Annotated in this window: 15 protein-coding genes; 8 read left to right on the forward strand and 7 right to left on the reverse strand. The window is 74.4% G+C overall.

What is annotated here, in order from left to right:
- Positions 1 to 32 precede the first annotated feature (32 nt).
- Positions 33 to 524 (forward strand): FBP domain-containing protein, encoded by a 492-nt coding sequence (locus BX286_RS33040; RefSeq protein WP_121017806.1) that lies wholly within the window; start codon positions 33 to 35, stop codon positions 522 to 524.
- A gap of 47 nt (positions 525 to 571) precedes the next feature.
- Here BX286_RS33040 and dacB read toward each other — a convergent pair whose 3' ends face one another.
- Entirely contained in the window at positions 572 to 2,206 is a 1,635-nt protein-coding gene (dacB, locus tag BX286_RS33045; protein ID WP_237292531.1) for a D-alanyl-D-alanine carboxypeptidase/D-alanyl-D-alanine-endopeptidase, read from the reverse strand.
- A 248-nt stretch (positions 2,207 to 2,454) separates the two neighbouring features.
- On the opposite strand from dacB, the gene BX286_RS33050 reads away from it, so the two are divergent.
- Positions 2,455 to 2,661 carry a hypothetical protein gene (locus tag BX286_RS33050; protein ID WP_079423574.1) on the forward strand — a complete coding sequence of 69 codons (207 nt, stop codon included), beginning with the start codon at positions 2,455 to 2,457 and terminating at the stop codon, positions 2,659 to 2,661.
- 4 nt (positions 2,662 to 2,665) lie between these two features.
- Here the strand turns inward: BX286_RS33050 and BX286_RS33055 are convergent, their stop codons facing one another.
- Positions 2,666 to 3,544, reverse strand: coding sequence for a DMT family transporter (locus BX286_RS33055; protein WP_121017325.1), 879 nt, complete (start codon positions 3,542 to 3,544; stop codon positions 2,666 to 2,668).
- A 266-nt stretch (positions 3,545 to 3,810) separates the two neighbouring features.
- Between BX286_RS33055 and BX286_RS33060 the strand changes: the two genes are divergently transcribed.
- The 5 genes from BX286_RS33060 to BX286_RS33090 all read left to right on the forward strand — a co-directional run bounded on the left by BX286_RS33060 (position 3,811) and on the right by BX286_RS33090 (position 8,660).
- Positions 3,811 to 4,134: a type VII secretion target gene (locus tag BX286_RS33060; protein WP_187344246.1), complete on the forward strand. Its 324-nt coding sequence runs from the start codon at positions 3,811 to 3,813 to the stop codon at positions 4,132 to 4,134.
- A gap of 3 nt (positions 4,135 to 4,137) precedes the next feature.
- Positions 4,138 to 5,433 (forward strand): amidase domain-containing protein, encoded by a 1,296-nt coding sequence (locus BX286_RS33065; protein ID WP_121017328.1) that lies wholly within the window; start codon positions 4,138 to 4,140, stop codon positions 5,431 to 5,433.
- Entirely contained in the window at positions 5,433 to 5,867 is a 435-nt protein-coding gene (locus tag BX286_RS33070; RefSeq protein ID WP_079423567.1) for a hypothetical protein, read from the forward strand. Before BX286_RS33065 ends, BX286_RS33070 begins: the two co-directional genes overlap by 1 nt.
- Before the next feature lie 504 nt (positions 5,868 to 6,371).
- On the forward strand, positions 6,372 to 6,563 hold the full coding sequence (locus BX286_RS33085; RefSeq protein ID WP_121017330.1) for a hypothetical protein: 192 nt from the start codon (positions 6,372 to 6,374) through the stop codon (positions 6,561 to 6,563).
- A gap of 114 nt (positions 6,564 to 6,677) precedes the next feature.
- Positions 6,678 to 8,660, forward strand: coding sequence for an ABC transporter ATP-binding protein (locus tag BX286_RS33090; RefSeq protein WP_261993585.1), 1,983 nt, complete (start codon positions 6,678 to 6,680; stop codon positions 8,658 to 8,660).
- A gap of 51 nt (positions 8,661 to 8,711) precedes the next feature.
- Here BX286_RS33090 and BX286_RS33095 read toward each other — a convergent pair whose 3' ends face one another.
- From BX286_RS33095 to BX286_RS33115, 5 genes are all read right to left on the reverse strand, one after another.
- Positions 8,712 to 9,167: a hypothetical protein gene (locus BX286_RS33095; protein ID WP_121017331.1), complete on the reverse strand. Its 456-nt coding sequence runs from the start codon at positions 9,165 to 9,167 to the stop codon at positions 8,712 to 8,714.
- Between the two features lie 137 nt (positions 9,168 to 9,304).
- Positions 9,305 to 10,075 carry an MBL fold metallo-hydrolase gene (locus tag BX286_RS33100; RefSeq protein WP_121017333.1) on the reverse strand — a complete coding sequence of 257 codons (771 nt, stop codon included), beginning with the start codon at positions 10,073 to 10,075 and terminating at the stop codon, positions 9,305 to 9,307.
- Positions 10,076 to 10,150: 75 nt separating this feature from the next.
- On the reverse strand, positions 10,151 to 11,131 hold the full coding sequence (locus tag BX286_RS33105) for a GlxA family transcriptional regulator (protein ID WP_121017334.1): 981 nt from the start codon (positions 11,129 to 11,131) through the stop codon (positions 10,151 to 10,153).
- Between the two features lie 109 nt (positions 11,132 to 11,240).
- The gene (locus tag BX286_RS33110; protein ID WP_121017336.1) at positions 11,241 to 12,968 is read right to left on the reverse strand and encodes a glycoside hydrolase family 15 protein; all 1,728 of its coding nucleotides are present in this window, start codon (positions 12,966 to 12,968) and stop codon (positions 11,241 to 11,243) included.
- Between the two features lie 124 nt (positions 12,969 to 13,092).
- Positions 13,093 to 14,223, reverse strand: a complete 1,131-nt coding sequence (locus BX286_RS33115; RefSeq protein ID WP_079423552.1) for an enolase C-terminal domain-like protein — start codon at positions 14,221 to 14,223, stop codon at positions 13,093 to 13,095.
- Between the two features lie 149 nt (positions 14,224 to 14,372).
- On the opposite strand from BX286_RS33115, the gene BX286_RS33120 reads away from it, so the two are divergent.
- Positions 14,373 to 14,891 (forward strand): DUF6328 family protein, encoded by a 519-nt coding sequence (locus BX286_RS33120; RefSeq protein WP_079423550.1) that lies wholly within the window; start codon positions 14,373 to 14,375, stop codon positions 14,889 to 14,891.
- The last annotated feature ends 39 nt before the right edge of the window (positions 14,892 to 14,930 follow it).

Consider the following 14,930-nt stretch of genomic DNA (forward strand, 5'->3'; position numbering starts at 1 on the left):
CTAAAGCCTTTAGGCAAATTAGCGTGCTCCTCATGAAGCCACTGACCGAGCAAGAGATCCGCGCCGCCTTCGTCAACTGCACCAAGGGCGAGGCCAAGCGGCTGACCGTCCCCCGCGACCTGGCCGACCGCCCCTGGGAGGACCTGGACTACCTCGGCTGGCGCGACCCCCAGTCGCCCGGGCGCGCCTACCTGGTGACCGAGGCCGGAGGCCGGCTCGGCGCCCTCGCCCTGCGCCGCCCCGCGGCGGGCGCCGGGCAGGGGCGGCGCAGCCTGTGCAGGATCTGCCTGACCGCCCACGACGGCGGAGTCTCCCTGATGGTCGCCCCGAAGGCCGGCAAGGCCGGGCAGCAGGGCAACTCGGTCGGCGTCTACATGTGCGACGACCTCGCCTGTTCGCTGTACGTGCGCGGCATGAAGGAGGCCGGCCCGGGCGCACGGCTCCCCGAGACGCTCACGCTGGAGGAGAAGATCGAACGTACCGTGGCGAACCTCGCCGCGTTCGTCGCCAAGGTGACCGCCTGACCGGCACGACCGCGGCCGGGGCCCGCACGACCGGCGCGGAGCCCGGCTCAGGGCCCTTCGGGCGTCTCCTGGAGGGCGGCGGCGACGAGGGCGACGTCGTTGCCGATGGAGAGGATGCCCGCGGGGTCGGTGTTCGGCGTCGACGCCCCGTTCACACCCGCGTAGAACGGCTCGAAGCGGCCGCCGCCCCGGTCGAGGTACCCGGCGATCGTGATGGCGCCCACGGCCAGCCCGTTGCCCAGCGCGTCGCCGCCGACGGCCGCACCGGTCTTCGCGAACACCTTCCCGCGCGCCGGACAGCTGCGGCAGTTCGCGGCCAGCAGGCCGTCGACGCCCAGGATGGGCAGGGCCTCCCGGAAGCGCCGGGCGTCCGGGCCGCGCTGCCAGTACGCCAGCATCTGCACCAGGGCCCGCGGGGTGGCCCGGTCGGCGGGGTTGCCGCCGCGGCCGTCCATGAGTTCCACCTGTCCGCGGTCGACGCCCGCCCGGCCGAGGAACGCGGCCAGGACCGGGAAGCCGTCCGCGCACTGCGCACTGCCGGCGGTGACGGCCATCAGGCAGATGCCCAGGTTGGCGCCCAGGTTGTGGCTGACCTTGAGGATCAGCCTGGCGTACTGCTCGTAGGGGGGTGAGGTGTACGCGGCCACCCGCGGGTCCCCCTCGTAGTCGCGCGGCAGCCGGCCGGCCGGGTTGGCCCCCGTCGCGGCGGCGCTGACCTCCACCCCGGCCCGGCCGAGCGCCTCGATGAGCGCGGTCCGGCCGAAGGCGGCCGGGTCCGTGACGGGCGAGGTCCGCAGCAGCGGCGCGGAGCCGGCGGCGATGGTGCCGGACAGCCGGATCCGGGTACCGGTCGCGTCGGCCGTCACGGTGACCGCCGTGGGCTTGCCCGCCGCCACCGTCTTCACCGCCGACGTCACCTCGTACGGGGCCACCTTCGGCCGCCAGTCCAGCCGGGCGTCGGCACCCGGGCGGTCGCCGGGCGTGGTCAGCAGGTCCACGAGGTTGTCGTTGACGATCAGCGGGGTGGGCGTGGGGTCGAGGACGGGGTCGGCGGCGAACAGCCGGCTGTCCACGACCACCTCCCCGTCCACCCGCGTGATGCCGGACCGGCGGACCTGCCGGGCCAGTTCGTCGATCCCCGCGAGGGGGTTCTCCGGGGTGAGGGTGGCGCCGGGGAAGTCGTTGGCATAGGTGTGGTCGAGGTCGGTGTAGGCGACCGTCCCGTCGGGCCGCGTCCGGCCGCCCAGGGTGAGGTCGCCCTGCGCGACGAGGTCGAGGTCCCCGGTCAGCGTGCCCCCGCTGCGCTGCCCGACGGCGTAGACGGGCGTCACGAAACGGTGGTCCGTTCCCAGCGTCCGCCAGGTGCCGGAGACGGAGAACAGCTTCGCGGTGGACCCCGGGATGAAGAACTGCTCCGGGAACATGCCGCGGACCACGGGCCCGCCCTCCGGCCCGGTCTGCAGCAGCCCCCACTGGGCATGCCGGTACTCGGGCTTGCCCATGATCTCCCTGATCTGCGGGGGCAGCCGCCCCGCGTCTCCCGGGCCGGACGACGAGGGGGACGGCGGGGGACCGGGGGCCGCGCGGGCTGACGCCCCCGCCCCGAACACCGCCAGCAGCAGCGCGGCGCACCCGGCCCCCACACGCCGCCGCAGTACGGCACACCGGACCGGATGTCCCACAGCGCGCTCCGTTCGCCGCGGCTGCCGGGCTTCGCCGGAAGTCCGCCGGGAAGTCCGAGGCCTGCGCCCAGCCTGACACAGCCCTCCACCCCCCGCACGTCACCCGGACGGCCGTCAAGCCCCGAACTGCCGGGACGTGACGGGACGCCCCCGTCCGCGGCCCAATGGAAGCCAGGAGCCCGACCCCCCACCAGCCGAACCCCAGGCGATTTCCCCCCTGCACCCGGCACTCCTCCCAGGAGATCCCCATGAGCCAGATCTACCGCATCTCCCTCCTCGCCGCCGCCATGGAAGCCGGTGCCGTGCGCGTGGCTCCCGGCGTGTTCGCGGCCTCGCGGATGCCCGGCACCGGAAACACCGCCGTACCCCCGCGCCCCGCCCGGGCGGCGGACGGGAGGTGGAGCACCCTCGTGCGCGACGGGAAGGCGGCAGCGGTCATCGTCGTGGCCCTCTGACCGGTCACGCCGCCCCCGCCCCCGCCTCTGCCTCCGCTCCCGCCCCCGACCTGGCCAGGGCCAGGACCCCGGCGCAGATCAGGGCCAGGCCGAGCAGCTGGGGGAGCAGCCACCAGTGCGCGCGCAGGTGCTCCTCGTACAGCAGTACACCCAGGGCGACGCTGACCCCGGCGTCGCCCAGCGTCAGGGCGGGCTGGGAGGCGACCAGCGGCCCGCCCTGCATCGCGTGCTCGAGGAGCAGGACGGCGCAGATGCCGGCCGCACCGAAGGCGTACGTCTCCCAGGCCGTCAGGAACGCCCCGGCCCCGCCCGCGCCCAGGATGTGCACGGCCGACTTCATCAGGGCCGCGGTCAGCGCGTAACAGACGGCGGTGGCCGCGCCCAGGCACCCGGCCCGCATCCGGCCCGGCGGCCGCCGCAGCCCCGCCACGGCCAGCACCGCCACCGCCCCCGCGCACGCCGGCAGGGTCAGCACCCACCGGTCGAGCGGCACGTGCGTCCGGTTCCCCGCGGGCGAGGCGGCCACCAGCACGACACCCAGCCCGGCCACCACCGCGGCCACGGCGAGCCACACCGCCCCCGGCAGCCGGCTCCGTGCCATCAGCGAGGCGATCAGCAGCGCGAGGGGCAGCTCCAGCACGAACAGGGGCTGCACGAGCGACAGCGCGCCCGTCGCCAGCGCCACGGCCTGCCCCACCCCGGCCGCGATCACCGCCATGATCCCCCCGATCCACAGCGGCCGCCGCAACAGGTCCAGGACCAGCCCGAACCGGAACCCCTCGCTCTGCGGCACGGTGAGCGAGGCCCGCCGCTGGAGCACCGTCGCGAGCGCGTTGCTGAACGCGGCGAACAGCGCGAAGAGAACCGGCACGACGACGCCCATACCCCCGATCCTCACCGCCCCACCCCACACCGCCACCCCGCTGTCCCCCACCCGGCCCACCCCCGGCGCGCGCCCGCCCCGGCCCCCACCGCCCCGCCTCCGCAGCCAGGGCAGCCCCGCGCCGCCTGGCTAGCTGAGCCCTGTCGGGCGAAAACCCAGACCCGCCAAGCAGCGCATGCGGGCACGTCGTTGCACACGAGCGCGGCGGGGGCAAGTCCGTACAGATGATCGAGGTTAGGGTGTCTCCGACAGCTCATGAGGGATTCGTGGACACAGACATCAAGACGTACTACGTGCGACAGAGCGCGGGCGGCGCCCGCTCGGCGGCGGAAGAGGCGCTGGACAACCTCCGGCGGTCGCTGGACTCGAGCGACACGGCAGCCGACGGCCACCACGGCTGGGCCTCCGCCGCGGCCCTGAAGCGGTGCGCGTCCGCCTGGGAGGACCACATGGTCGACCTGGGCAGGCAGATGAACACGATGGCCGACCACCTTCACACTACGGCTCGTTCCTACGACACCACGGACGCACAGGCGAGGGACGCCTTCACCCGACTCCAGCACGGCCTCGCCGACTTCGGGGGCAACTGACCTGTGGTCACCTATCACGACCTGTACGGCTGCCGGGTGGACCAGTGGCAGAAGGCGGCGGACGACTGGGTCGACCTCGCGCGGCGCTCCTCTTCCGCCGCCGACGACATCCGGGCGCAGGGGAAGAAGCCCCTGGACGACCACTGGGCGGACGCCACCGGCAAGACGGCCGGCAAGAGGCTGGAAGACCTGGCCGACCGGCTGGAGGCCGGCGGCGACATCATGAAGGGCGTCGCCATGGTCCTCGACGCGCTGACCCACTCGATGGGGTACGCCCAGCGCACACTCTTTCACGCCGTCGAACTGGCCGGCGGTTACGGGCTGAGCATTCAGGACGGTCGAGCCGTGGGCGTGTACACGGGAGCCGTACCCACGGGACCGAACGTTCCGCAGAACGTGCGCGACGCCTATGCCCGGGAGCAGGGACGCATCACCGAGGTCGACGGGCTGATAGAGGAAGCCCTCCGCGAGGCCTCCCAGGCCGACTCGAAGGCCTCTGCCGAACTGGAGAAACTCGCGGGAACCATCAACGTCTCAGATACCTCACGAGCGCACAACGAGATCCTCGTCGAGGCGTCCCACATCGAGTTCGACATCCTCAGGGCGAACATCCCCGTCGGCAAGGACCCACACCTGGTACGCGCCTGGTGGGACGGCCTGACGCCCCGGCAGCGGCAGGACCTCATGCGGGCCGATCCGGTCACCCTCGCCGACCTCAACGGCCTTCCGCCGGAGGTCGGACACGAACTCCGGGGTCCCGACGGAAAGATCGACCGGGTCGAGATGGTGCGGTACGCGCTCGACCACTGGGACAAGAAGGACGATCTCGAGTTCAAGAACAACTGCGCCAATTTCACGTCGTCGGCCCTCGAGGCCGGAGGCATGCAGAAGAAGTTCGACTTCTGGATGGGACCGCGCGGGGACAACACCTGGGGACGCGAGAGCGGCATCGGGGTTCCCTGGCTCGACCAACGGGCCTATCACTCCCGGTCGTGGTCGCAGGCCAAAGGCCTGCACGGCTTCCTCCTGCGCAACGGTGGTGAGGAAATCACGCGATCAGAGGCGCGTCCGGGTGACGTGGTCTTCTACGAGCAGGTCGCTGCCGACCCGGACGAGCCCCAGGGAGAGATCTACCACGCGGCGGTGGTCACCTCGGTGACCCCTGACGGCGACATCAAACTGACCCAGCACACCAGCTCGTTCCAGAACGTGAGCCTGGACAGCCGCGAGCACGTGGCCACGAGGAACCACGGCCAGCAGCGTGTCCACATCGTCCGACCACACCCGAACTGGTACTGATGGAAACTCCTCCCGCGGCGCTGTCCGGCCCCGCACAGGACCGCACGGCCGTCACGCCCGGCATGGTGGTCACGGCACTGCTCGTCCCGGTGGTGGCCCTGCTCGGCGTGGTCACCTCCTGGAGCGTCCAGGGCATCGACAGCGACTGGGTGCACCGCCAGCAGGCGGCCTGCCGGCACCTGCCGTTTCCGAAGTCGGAATACCTCGTCGCGTGGTCGGGGCCGGTCCTCGGCCTGTCGGCCATGGCCGTGTGTCTCCTCCTGGCCCGGTGGATCCGCCGCCGCTCCGGCCTGCGGCTCCGGGACACCTGGCCGGGGCTGCTTGCCCTCGTGTGCGTCCTGTTCGACGGTCCGGCGGTTCTGCTGGAGTTGTTCATGCTGTGGGCGACCTACACACCCGACGGCTCGGGGCCGATCCTCGGCGACTGCGGTTAGGCTCACGGCGCAGCTCCGCCAGCACCTTGCTCGCGGTCGCCATGGCGACGCCCCACTGCCGGGTGATCTCACGGGTCGCCGGAACACGCTCGCCCGGCGCCCTCGCCCTGCGGCGGTACGACGCGGTCATGCGCCCCTACGTGACCCGGGCGCAGGAACTGCCGCCCGGCGGAGCCGCCGGGTGCGCGCCCGCGGGACGCCTGGGCAGCCGGCTGCGCGACCTCGCGATGCGGTCGGTGGCCCGTTGGCCGATGCGCACCCTGCCCGCCGCGCAGTTCGCCAAGGCCGGGGACATCGCCCTTGCGGAGTACGGCTGCCCGGACCCGGCGGTGACGTCGTGCCGAATCCGTCGTGACGCGACCATTGATCGATCGGCCCTCCGGCGGCCAAGGTGGTCACCGCACCCCGGAGCCGCCCGTCCGCTCCGGACGTGCTCCCCCTCGCAGCGGACCGCGGCCCCCGGCCCCGCCCGCCGCGTCCCCCGCCGGAAGAGGAGCAAGGCGCATGTCCACCACCCCCTCACTGCCCCGCCGCAAGCCCGGTGCCAGCGGACGGACCTTCGAGATGCAGGAGCCCGGCCCCGCGTCCCCGGGCCGCGCCCTGCGCGTCCGTGCCGCCGAAGGCTGGGAGCGGTTCGTGCGGCGTGCCGAGACCGACCTCGGGCAGGAGGCCGGGGGAGGGGACGCCGCGCCCTGAGCGCGGGCGCGCGCCCCCCGGGACACCTTCGGGTGACCCGTCGCGCCCAGGGCTTCCGGACACCCCGTTCCTGCCGAAGACTTGGCGCTTCCCGCACCCACGGAGGCGCAGCCGGTGACCAGCAAGGACAGCAACCGCGACGGCAACAGCGACGGCGACGGCGACGGCGACAGCGACGGACAGGAACGGGTCCAGGAAGAACTCGCCTTCGCGTTCGAGCGGGACAGCAGATGGGAGGCGACCAAGCTCATCACACTGCGGCACATGGCCCGGCGGCTCCCGCACCTCCTCACACGCTCCCTGAGCGTCGCCTGGCGCGTCGACCGCCGCTCGGTCGTGGTCCTGATGGCCTGCCAGGCGGTCTCCGGTGCCGCCGCCGCCACCGGCCTGCTCGCCACCACCTCGACCATCACCGCCCTGATCTCCTCCGGGGACATCACCGGCCGGCTGTGGGACGCCTGGCCCTCGGTCGCGGTCCTCGCCGCCGCGGCCGGACTCCGCGCCGGCCTGTACATCGTCGTGACCTGGCTCTCCTCCCGGCTCGCGCCCCTCATGCAGCAGGAGTGCGAGCTGATGCTGCTGGACGCGGCGACCACCTCCGAGCTCGCCGCCTACGACAGCCCCGGCTTCAAGGACCGCTGGGACAACGCCGAACGCGGCGCCGTCGTCGCCAAGGACATCATCGAAGAGGGCCAGGAACTGATCGCCGCCCTCGCCTCCCTCCTCGCCGGCGCCTTCGTCCTCGGCGCCCTCCACCCCGTCCTCATCCCCTTCCTCGTCCTCGCCGGCATCCCGCAGGGCATCGCCCAGATCCACAGCGCCCGCGTCACCTACACCGCCGGCGTGCGGATGACCGGGCACAGCCGCATGCTCGGCGTCCTGCGCTGGCACCTGTCCGACAGCCACGCCGCCGACCAGATCCGTGCCGGGACGATGGCCCCGTTCCTGCTGGGCACCTACCGCCGCATCACCGGGCGCGTCACCGAGGTCCACCGGCAGGCCGTTACCGACGGCGCCCGGATGGCCTTCCTCGGCGCGCTCGGCGGCGGCGCGGCGTCCGCGCTCGTCTGGGGCGTGCTCGTCGCCCTCCTGGCCACCGGCCACCTGTCCGTGGCGGCGGCCGGCACCGCCGTCCTCGCCCTGCGGACGGTCACCGGCTCCGTCCAGGGCGTCGTCCGGATGTCCGCCGTCATCTTCCGCACCGGCATGTACATGGACGACTGGTCACGGTTCCTGGAGGAGACCGGCGGCTACCGGCTGAAGGCGGGCGAGGTCGTCCCCGGCGCCCCCGGCGAGGTCCGCGCCGAGAAGCTCGTCTACCGGTACGAGGGCAGCGAGCGCAACGCCCTCGACGGCATCGACTTCTCCGTCCGCCGCGGCGAGATCGTCGCCCTGGTCGGAGAGAACGGCTCCGGCAAGACCACGCTGTCCAACCTCCTCACCCGGCTGCACCTGCCCACCGCCGGCACGGTCACCTGGGACGGCCACCCCACCACCGCCCTCGACCCCCACGCCGCGTGGAAGCAGGTCGCCATGGTCCCGCAGCGCTACGCCTGCTGGCCCCTGACCGCCCGCGACAACATCACCCTCGGCCAGCCGGCCGGCGGCGACGGCCGCGACGGCGACGAGGCCGGTGTGTGGGAGGCCTGCCGGGCCACCGGCGCCGACGAGGTCGTGGCCGAACTCCGCTCCGGCCTCGGCACCCTCCTGGCCCGCGAGTGGCTGGGTGGCACCGACCTGTCGGGCGGCCAGTGGCAGCGCATCGCCCTCGCCCGCGCCTTCTACCGCCCCGCCGGCCTCCTCGTGCTGGACGAACCCACCTCGGCCCTCGACCCGCGCGCCGAGCACCGCATCTTCACCCATCTGCGCCGGGCCGCCCGGGACCGCGCCGTCGTCCTCGTCACGCACCGCCTCACCAACGTGGCCGTGGCCGACCGCATCGTCGTCCTCGACCACGGCCGGGTCGTCCAGCAGGGCACGTACGGCGAACTGTCCACCGCCCCCGGCCTGTTCCGCGAACTGCTCGCCCTCCAGCACGACCGCGACGGCGCCATCCCCTCCCAGCGGGCCGCAGCGGCCGCCCCCGGGGAGCCGTGAGCGACCCGGCCGCCCGGGCAGGACGGCCCCGGGCGCCGGTGGCGCCGCCGGTCAGCGCCCGGCCGGAGTGCGGGTGAGGGCGCGCACGGCCGTCTCCTGCGAGTAGGCCAGCAGGCCGATCGTGACCGTGGCCATGACCACCGCGAAGAGGGCGTGACCGAGGGTCGAAGCGACGGCGAAGCCCAGCGCGTTGAGGGCGAAGTGGCTGCCGATCCGCAGGGCGACGAGGGCGATCGCGACCTTGCGGGTCTCCTTGCCCCGCCACAGGGCCTTGGCGAGCTTCAGGCGCCGGCGCATCATCGTCAGCGAGACGGCGATGTTGACGACCAGCAGCCCCAGCAGGACCGGCCAGGCCGAGGGGAAGGCCTTGATGATGTCGAAGGCGGCCGCGAGGACGCCCTCGAAGCCGAAGAACCAGACCGGGAGCCGGTAGTCGGCCGGAGTGAGGTTCTCGGTGCTGGTCTCTTCGGCCGGTCCGGCCGTCGTCTTCTTCTTCAGGATGTTCACTTCGGTCCCCCGTGGTCGTTGCGTCGACCGTCATCCTCGCCGGGGGGGAGGGGACGGGCGGCAGGGCCCGTGATCACCTGTGCGGGATGACAGATGTCATAGGACACCGACGTCACACGGATGTCGTGCGAACCGGGTCAGTCCGCCGCCCCCGGATCCTGAGCCGGCCGGGTCCGCAGCCGGCCGGCGGCCCGGCGGCGGGTGAGGCGCCGCTCCTCGCGGGCGGCCCAGCGGCGGACCCGGGCCGGTTCCAGCGGGCTGCCGTGGCCGACGTGGAGCCGGGCCGGGCCCAGGTCGAGCATCCGCTTCAGGCTGGCGAGGTTGCCCACGGGGTCGTCGTGGAAAGGGGGGTTGGCCGGTCTGCCCGGGATGAGCCCCATGAAGGAGCTGGCGATCAGATCGCCCGCGACGAGGTCGCCCCGCCCGGTGAGCACCGAGACCGATCCGGCGGTGTGTCCCGGAGTCGGCATGACGCGCGCCTCGATCCCGAAGTCGGACAGGTCCGTCTCACCCCGCAACAGCACCTCCGGCTCCACCGGTTCGGCCCGCGCGTGCAGTTTCGCGTTGCGGGCCATCAGGCGGCCCATCGGGCCGGTGGGCAGGTACGGTTCGCGGACCCGGCCGGTACGGAACGGTCCCAGGTCGGCCACGTGGCCCGCGACCGGGGCGCCGGTCAGCCGGCTCAGTTCGGCGGCCGAGCCGAAGTGGTCGATGTGCCCGTGGGTGAGGACGATCAGCGACAGGTCGGCCGGGTCCACCCCGTGCGCGGCGATCGCGTCGTGGATCTTCCGGCCGCTGCCGGGGGTGCCGGCGTCGACGACCACGGGCCTGCGGCCCAGCAGCAGGTAGGCGTTGATGTGGTGGCGGCCCAGGACGGGGATCGGGACGACTCGGGTGGCAGCGGACACGGTGAGTTCTCCATGGGAGGGGGGGGAGGCAGGGGTGGGCAAAGGGGGTGCCGGGGCAGGCGGGGTGAGGGGGCGTCAGCGGAAGCGGCGGCGGTATTCGGCGGGGGTGGTGCCCAGGCGGCGCCGGAAGCAGCGGTGGAGGCTCTCCACCGAGCCGAGTCCGCTCAGGGCGGCCACCTCCGGCAGGCCGTGCTCGCTGTCCTGGAGCAGCCTGCGCGCGGCTTCGAGCCGCGCGGACTCGACGTACGCGCCCGGTGTGGTGGCGGTCCGGCGGCGGAAGAGCCGCGAGAAGTGGCGCACGCTCAGGTGCAGCCGTGCGGCCAGCGCCTCCGCGGACAGGTCCTCGGTCAGGTGCTCGCCGATCCAGGCCCGCAGCTCGTCGATCCGGTCCCCGCCGGGCGCGTCCGCTACCGCGAGCGGCACGCTGAACTGGCTCTGACCGCCCGAGCGTTTGACGTACATGACCATCATCCGGGCGGTGGCCAGGGCGAGTTCGGGGCCGTGGTCCTCGGTGACCATCGCGAGCGCCATGTCCATCCCCGAGGTGATCCCCGCGCAGGTCCACAGCCGCCCGGCCCGGATGAACAGGGGGTCCGGGTCGACGGCGACGCGCGGGTGGTCGGCGGCCAGCCGGGCGGCCGTGAGCCAGTGGGTCGTGGCGGGCAGGCCGTCGAGCAGCCCGGCCGCCGCCAGCAGGTGCGCGCCCGCGCAGACCGATCCCACCCGCCCGGCCCGGGGCGCGGCCCCCCGCAGCCAGTCGACGACCGCCGCGTCGAGCACCGGCTCCACCCCGTTCTCGCCGACCTCCACCGCGCCCGACACGAGCAGGGTGTCCACGGCCCCGTCCACCTCCTCCAGTGCCAGGTCGGCCATCAGCCGCAGCCCGCTGGAGGTCACCACCGGCCCCCCGCCCGCCGTCGCGACCCGGACGGTGTACCCGGGCCGCCCGGGTCCGGCGACGCGCGTCGCGACGGAGAACACCTCGGCCGGGCCGGTGACATCGAGCAGTTCGGCGCCGGGGAAGGCGACGATGACGATCCTGTGCGGTGGGAGCATGCCCCGATCATTCCGCCCCCACCGGATGGCTGCAATGACCAGCTTCTGTCACATCCGGCCATGTCCGGGTGCCGCCCCCACCGGGCCCGCGGACGCACGGCCGGCCGGCTCAGCCCCCCGCGCGGTCCAGCCGTACCGCGCTCTCCAGCAGCAGGGCGTGCACGAACGCCTGCGGCAGGTTGCCCCGCAGCTGCCGGTTGCGCACGTCGTACTCCTCGGCGAACAGCCCGGCCTGGCCGACGGCCGTGCGGGTCCGCTCGAACCAGCGGCCCGCCTCCGCCGGCCGGCCGTGCGCCAGGCAGGCCGAGGCCATCTGGAACCCGCCCAGCAGGAAGGCGCCCTCCAGCTCGCCCAGCGGGCCGTCGCCCTGCCGGAACCGGTACACGAACCCGTCCACCGCCAGCTCCCGCGCCACCGCCTCCCGGGTGGCCACCGCCACGGACCGCGGGCCCGGCCAGTACGGCGAGGCCAGGGGCCGCAGCAGCGCCGCGTCGGGGCCGGTGTCCGTGGCGGAGCGCTGCCAGCGGCCCGAGGAGTGCAGGCAGCGGCGCCGGGTCTCCCGCAGCACCGTCCGCGCCAGCGCCGACCAGCGGTCCGCTTCCGCCCCGCCGATCTCCCGCGCGGCCGCGCGCAGTCCGGTGACCGCGGCCAGCCGCGAATGGGTCCACCAGGCCGGCTCCAGTTCCCACAGGCCCGCGTCGGGCCGGTCCCAGAACTCCTCCAGGGCCTTCCCGGCCACCACCGCCGCCCGGGCCCCGTCCCCGGGCAGGCGGTCCTCGCGGGCCGCCGCCAGGAGTTCCAGCACCTCGCCGAAGGTGTCGAGCTGGAACTGGTCCCCGGCGTGGTTGCCGACCCGGTCCGTCGCCCCCGGATAGCCGCACAGCGGAAGCCGCCGCTCGGCCGGTACCGGCGAGCCGTCGGCCCGGTACGCGGGCCGCAGCCCGGGCCCGTCCGCGAGCACCCGCTCGGTGACCACGCGCACCGCCGCGTCCGCCAGCGGGTGCCAGCCGTGCACCGCCACCGCCTGGCCCGCGTAGCACTGGTCGCGCAGCCAGGCGTAGCGGTAGTCGTAGTCCCGGTCCGCGTCCGCCCGTTCGGGCAGGGACGTGGTCGCCGCCGCCACCATCGCACCCGTCCGCGGGCTGGTCAGGCCGGTGAGGACGGCGTACGCCTGGCGCACGTCCCGGGCCGCCGTCAGCCCGGAGCACGAGGGCACGGCGCCGGCCCAGAACCCCTCGGTACGCCGCCACGCGGACTCCGCGTCGACCGGCTCGCCCAGCGGCCCGTCACCCACCTCCAGCACCAGATCGCACCCACCGCCCGGCGCCACGTCCACCAGCGCGCCCAGCTCCCCGTCCGGTCCCACCCGCGCCCCCTCCGGGCCCCGCAGCCGCACCCGCAGCGATCCGCGCGCCCCCTCCCACAGCCCCTCCCCGGCCCGCCGCAGCACCGGCGCGGGCGCGCTGCCGTACTCCCCGCGCACCGCCAGCCGCACCGCCATCCGCGAGGCCCCCGACACGGCCCGGATCCGGCGCAGCAGCACCACCCGGTGCGGCTCGGCCGGGGCCGCCAGGGCCTCCCGGCACTCCACCACCGCGTCCGGCATCGTCCAGCGCGCCGTCCAGATCAGCGAGCCCTCGTCGTACGCCCCGCCCGACACCTTCCACGAGCACTCCGGACGCACCGTGAACGCGCCCGCGCCGCCGATCAGTTCGCAGAACACCGCGGGATCGTCCCAGCCGGGCACGCACAGCCACACCACGTCGCCGTCCGGCCCGGTCAGCGCGCCCCGCTCCCCGTCGGCCAGCAGCGCGTAGTCCCGCAACGGCCGCGGCACGTGCCGCGGTCCGGGACGGGGTCCGCCGCGACGCCGTTCCGTGGGGCTCACCCCCTTTCCGCTGTACGGGCGGCTACCCGGACCAGGAGGCCCCAACCCGCGCCGCCGCGGGCGCGGGCGCGGTTCAGAGCACCCGGTAGCGCTCCGCTCCCGACCGGCGCAGCGCCAGCCCGAGCCCGGGCGCCCCCGAGGCCGCCGGGCGCACCGTGCCCCCGGACGGGTCCAGCAGGCCCTCGCCCTCGAACAGCACCGGCTCCAGCCGGGCGTGGTCGTGGAACCACTCGATGTGCCGGAAGCCCGGCACCGCCGCGGCCGGGTGGGCGTGGACGTGCGGGGCGCAGTGCGCCGACAGCTCCAGCCCCTGCGACCGGGCGAGCGCGGCCACGCGCAGCCATTCGGTGATCCCGCCGCAGCGGGTGGCGTCGGCCTGCAGGCAGTCCACCGCCCCGGCCGCCGTCATCCGCGCGAAATAGGGCAGGTCGTAGCCGTACTCCCCGGCCGCCACATCGCAGTCGAGGCGGTCGCGCAGCAGCCGCAGCCCCGGCAGGTCGTCCGAGGACACCGGCTCCTCGAACCAGAGCACCCCGTACGCGGACAGCTCGCGCCCCACCCGCAGCGCCTGCCCCCGCGCGTAGGCGCCGTTGGCGTCCACGTACAGCTCGGCCCCGGGCCCGATCACCTCCCGGGCCAGCGCCACCCGCGCGAGGTCGCGGCCGACGGCCCGGCCCCGGTCCTGCCCGATCTTGATCTTCACGCGCGGGATGTGCAGCCCGTGGACCCAGCTCTCCAGCTGCGCCCGCAGCCGCTCGTCCGGCGCGGTGGTGAAGCCGCCGCTGCCGTACACGGGCACCTCCGGGCACGCCGCCCCGAGCAGGTCGGCCAGCGGGAGCCCCAGCAGGCGGGCCTTGAGGTCCCACAGGGCGATGTCCACCGCCGAGATCGCGCACGAGGCGATCCCGGGCCGTCCCGCGTTGCGCACCGCCCGGCACATGGCCTCGTTCAGCCCCGGCACCCCGAAGGCGTCACGGCCCTCGACCACCTCCGCCAGCAGCTCCCGCACCACCTCCGCGGCCGCCGCCGGGGCGTACGTCCAGCCCAGGCCCCGGACACCCCCGGCGTCCGCCTCCACCACCACCGCGGTCGTCGAATCCCAGGCCAGGGTCCCGTCCCCTTCCGGGGCATCGGTCGGCACGGTGTACGCACCGACCCCGATCCGCTCCACCGGGACGTCCCCGCACTCCTTGCGCGCACGCATCCGGGCCCTCCTCACGCCTCACGTAGGGACGCATCCGCGCCTACCCCTGCGTGCCCCCCGCAGTCCTCCCGCCGGCGCGTGTACGGGCGGGGCGGGCGGGTAGGCGCGAAGGGGACCAGTGCCACGCCGTACGGGAGGAACCGGCAGGAATGAAGGAGCGGCGGACCGCCGCGCGGCCGGCCGGCGGTGAAAGAGCCGGCCGGGGCCGGCACGAGAGCAGGGACGAACGGGCCGACCGGCAGTGGCAGGAGCTGATGCAGGAGATCCGGGTCGCCCAGACGGGCGTGCAGATCCTCTTCGGCTTCCTGCTCACGGTCGCCTTCACCCCGCACTTCCAGGGGATCTCGGCGACCGACAAGGCGGTCTACGTCGCCACGGTGGTCACCGGCTCGCTGGCCGCGGGCGCGCTGATCGGCCCGGTCTCCTTCCACCGCATCGTCTCCGGACGCCGCATCAAACCCCAGGCGGTGGTCTGGGCCTCGCGCCTGACCTTCGCCGGCATCGTGCTGCTGCTCGCCACCTTCACCTCCGCGCTCTTCCTCGTCCTGCGGGTGGTGACCCACGGGACGCTCGTCCCCTGCCTCGTCGGCGGGGTGGTGGCCTGGTACCTGCTGTGCTGGTTCGCGCTGCCCCTGTGGGCACGGGAGCGGCACACCGACGACACCTGAGCCGACGCCGCCCGGCGCGCCGCCCACCGCACGCTGCCC

The sequence above is a fragment of the Streptomyces sp. 3211.6 genome (genome assembly GCF_003634815.1).
Lineage (GTDB): Bacteria > Actinomycetota > Actinomycetes > Streptomycetales > Streptomycetaceae > Streptomyces > Streptomyces katrae_A.

What these genes read in the sequence shown, in the direction of transcription:
- BX286_RS33040 (WP_121017806.1), top strand. Translation starts at nt 33, where the DNA reads ATGAAGCCACTGACCGAGCAAGAGATCCGCGCCGCCTTCGTCAACTGC.
- BX286_RS33050 (WP_079423574.1), top strand. Translation starts at nt 2,455, where the DNA reads ATGAGCCAGATCTACCGCATCTCCCTCCTCGCCGCCGCCATGGAAGCC.
- BX286_RS33055 (WP_121017325.1), bottom strand. Translation starts at nt 3,544, where the DNA reads ATGGGCGTCGTCGTGCCGGTTCTCTTCGCGCTGTTCGCCGCGTTCAGC.
- BX286_RS33070 (WP_079423567.1), top strand. Translation starts at nt 5,433, where the DNA reads ATGGAAACTCCTCCCGCGGCGCTGTCCGGCCCCGCACAGGACCGCACG.
- BX286_RS33085 (WP_121017330.1), top strand. Translation starts at nt 6,372, where the DNA reads ATGTCCACCACCCCCTCACTGCCCCGCCGCAAGCCCGGTGCCAGCGGA.
- BX286_RS33105 (WP_121017334.1), bottom strand. Translation starts at nt 11,131, where the DNA reads ATGCTCCCACCGCACAGGATCGTCATCGTCGCCTTCCCCGGCGCCGAA.
- BX286_RS33115 (WP_079423552.1), bottom strand. Translation starts at nt 14,223, where the DNA reads ATGCGTGCGCGCAAGGAGTGCGGGGACGTCCCGGTGGAGCGGATCGGG.
- BX286_RS33120 (WP_079423550.1), top strand. Translation starts at nt 14,373, where the DNA reads ATGAAGGAGCGGCGGACCGCCGCGCGGCCGGCCGGCGGTGAAAGAGCC.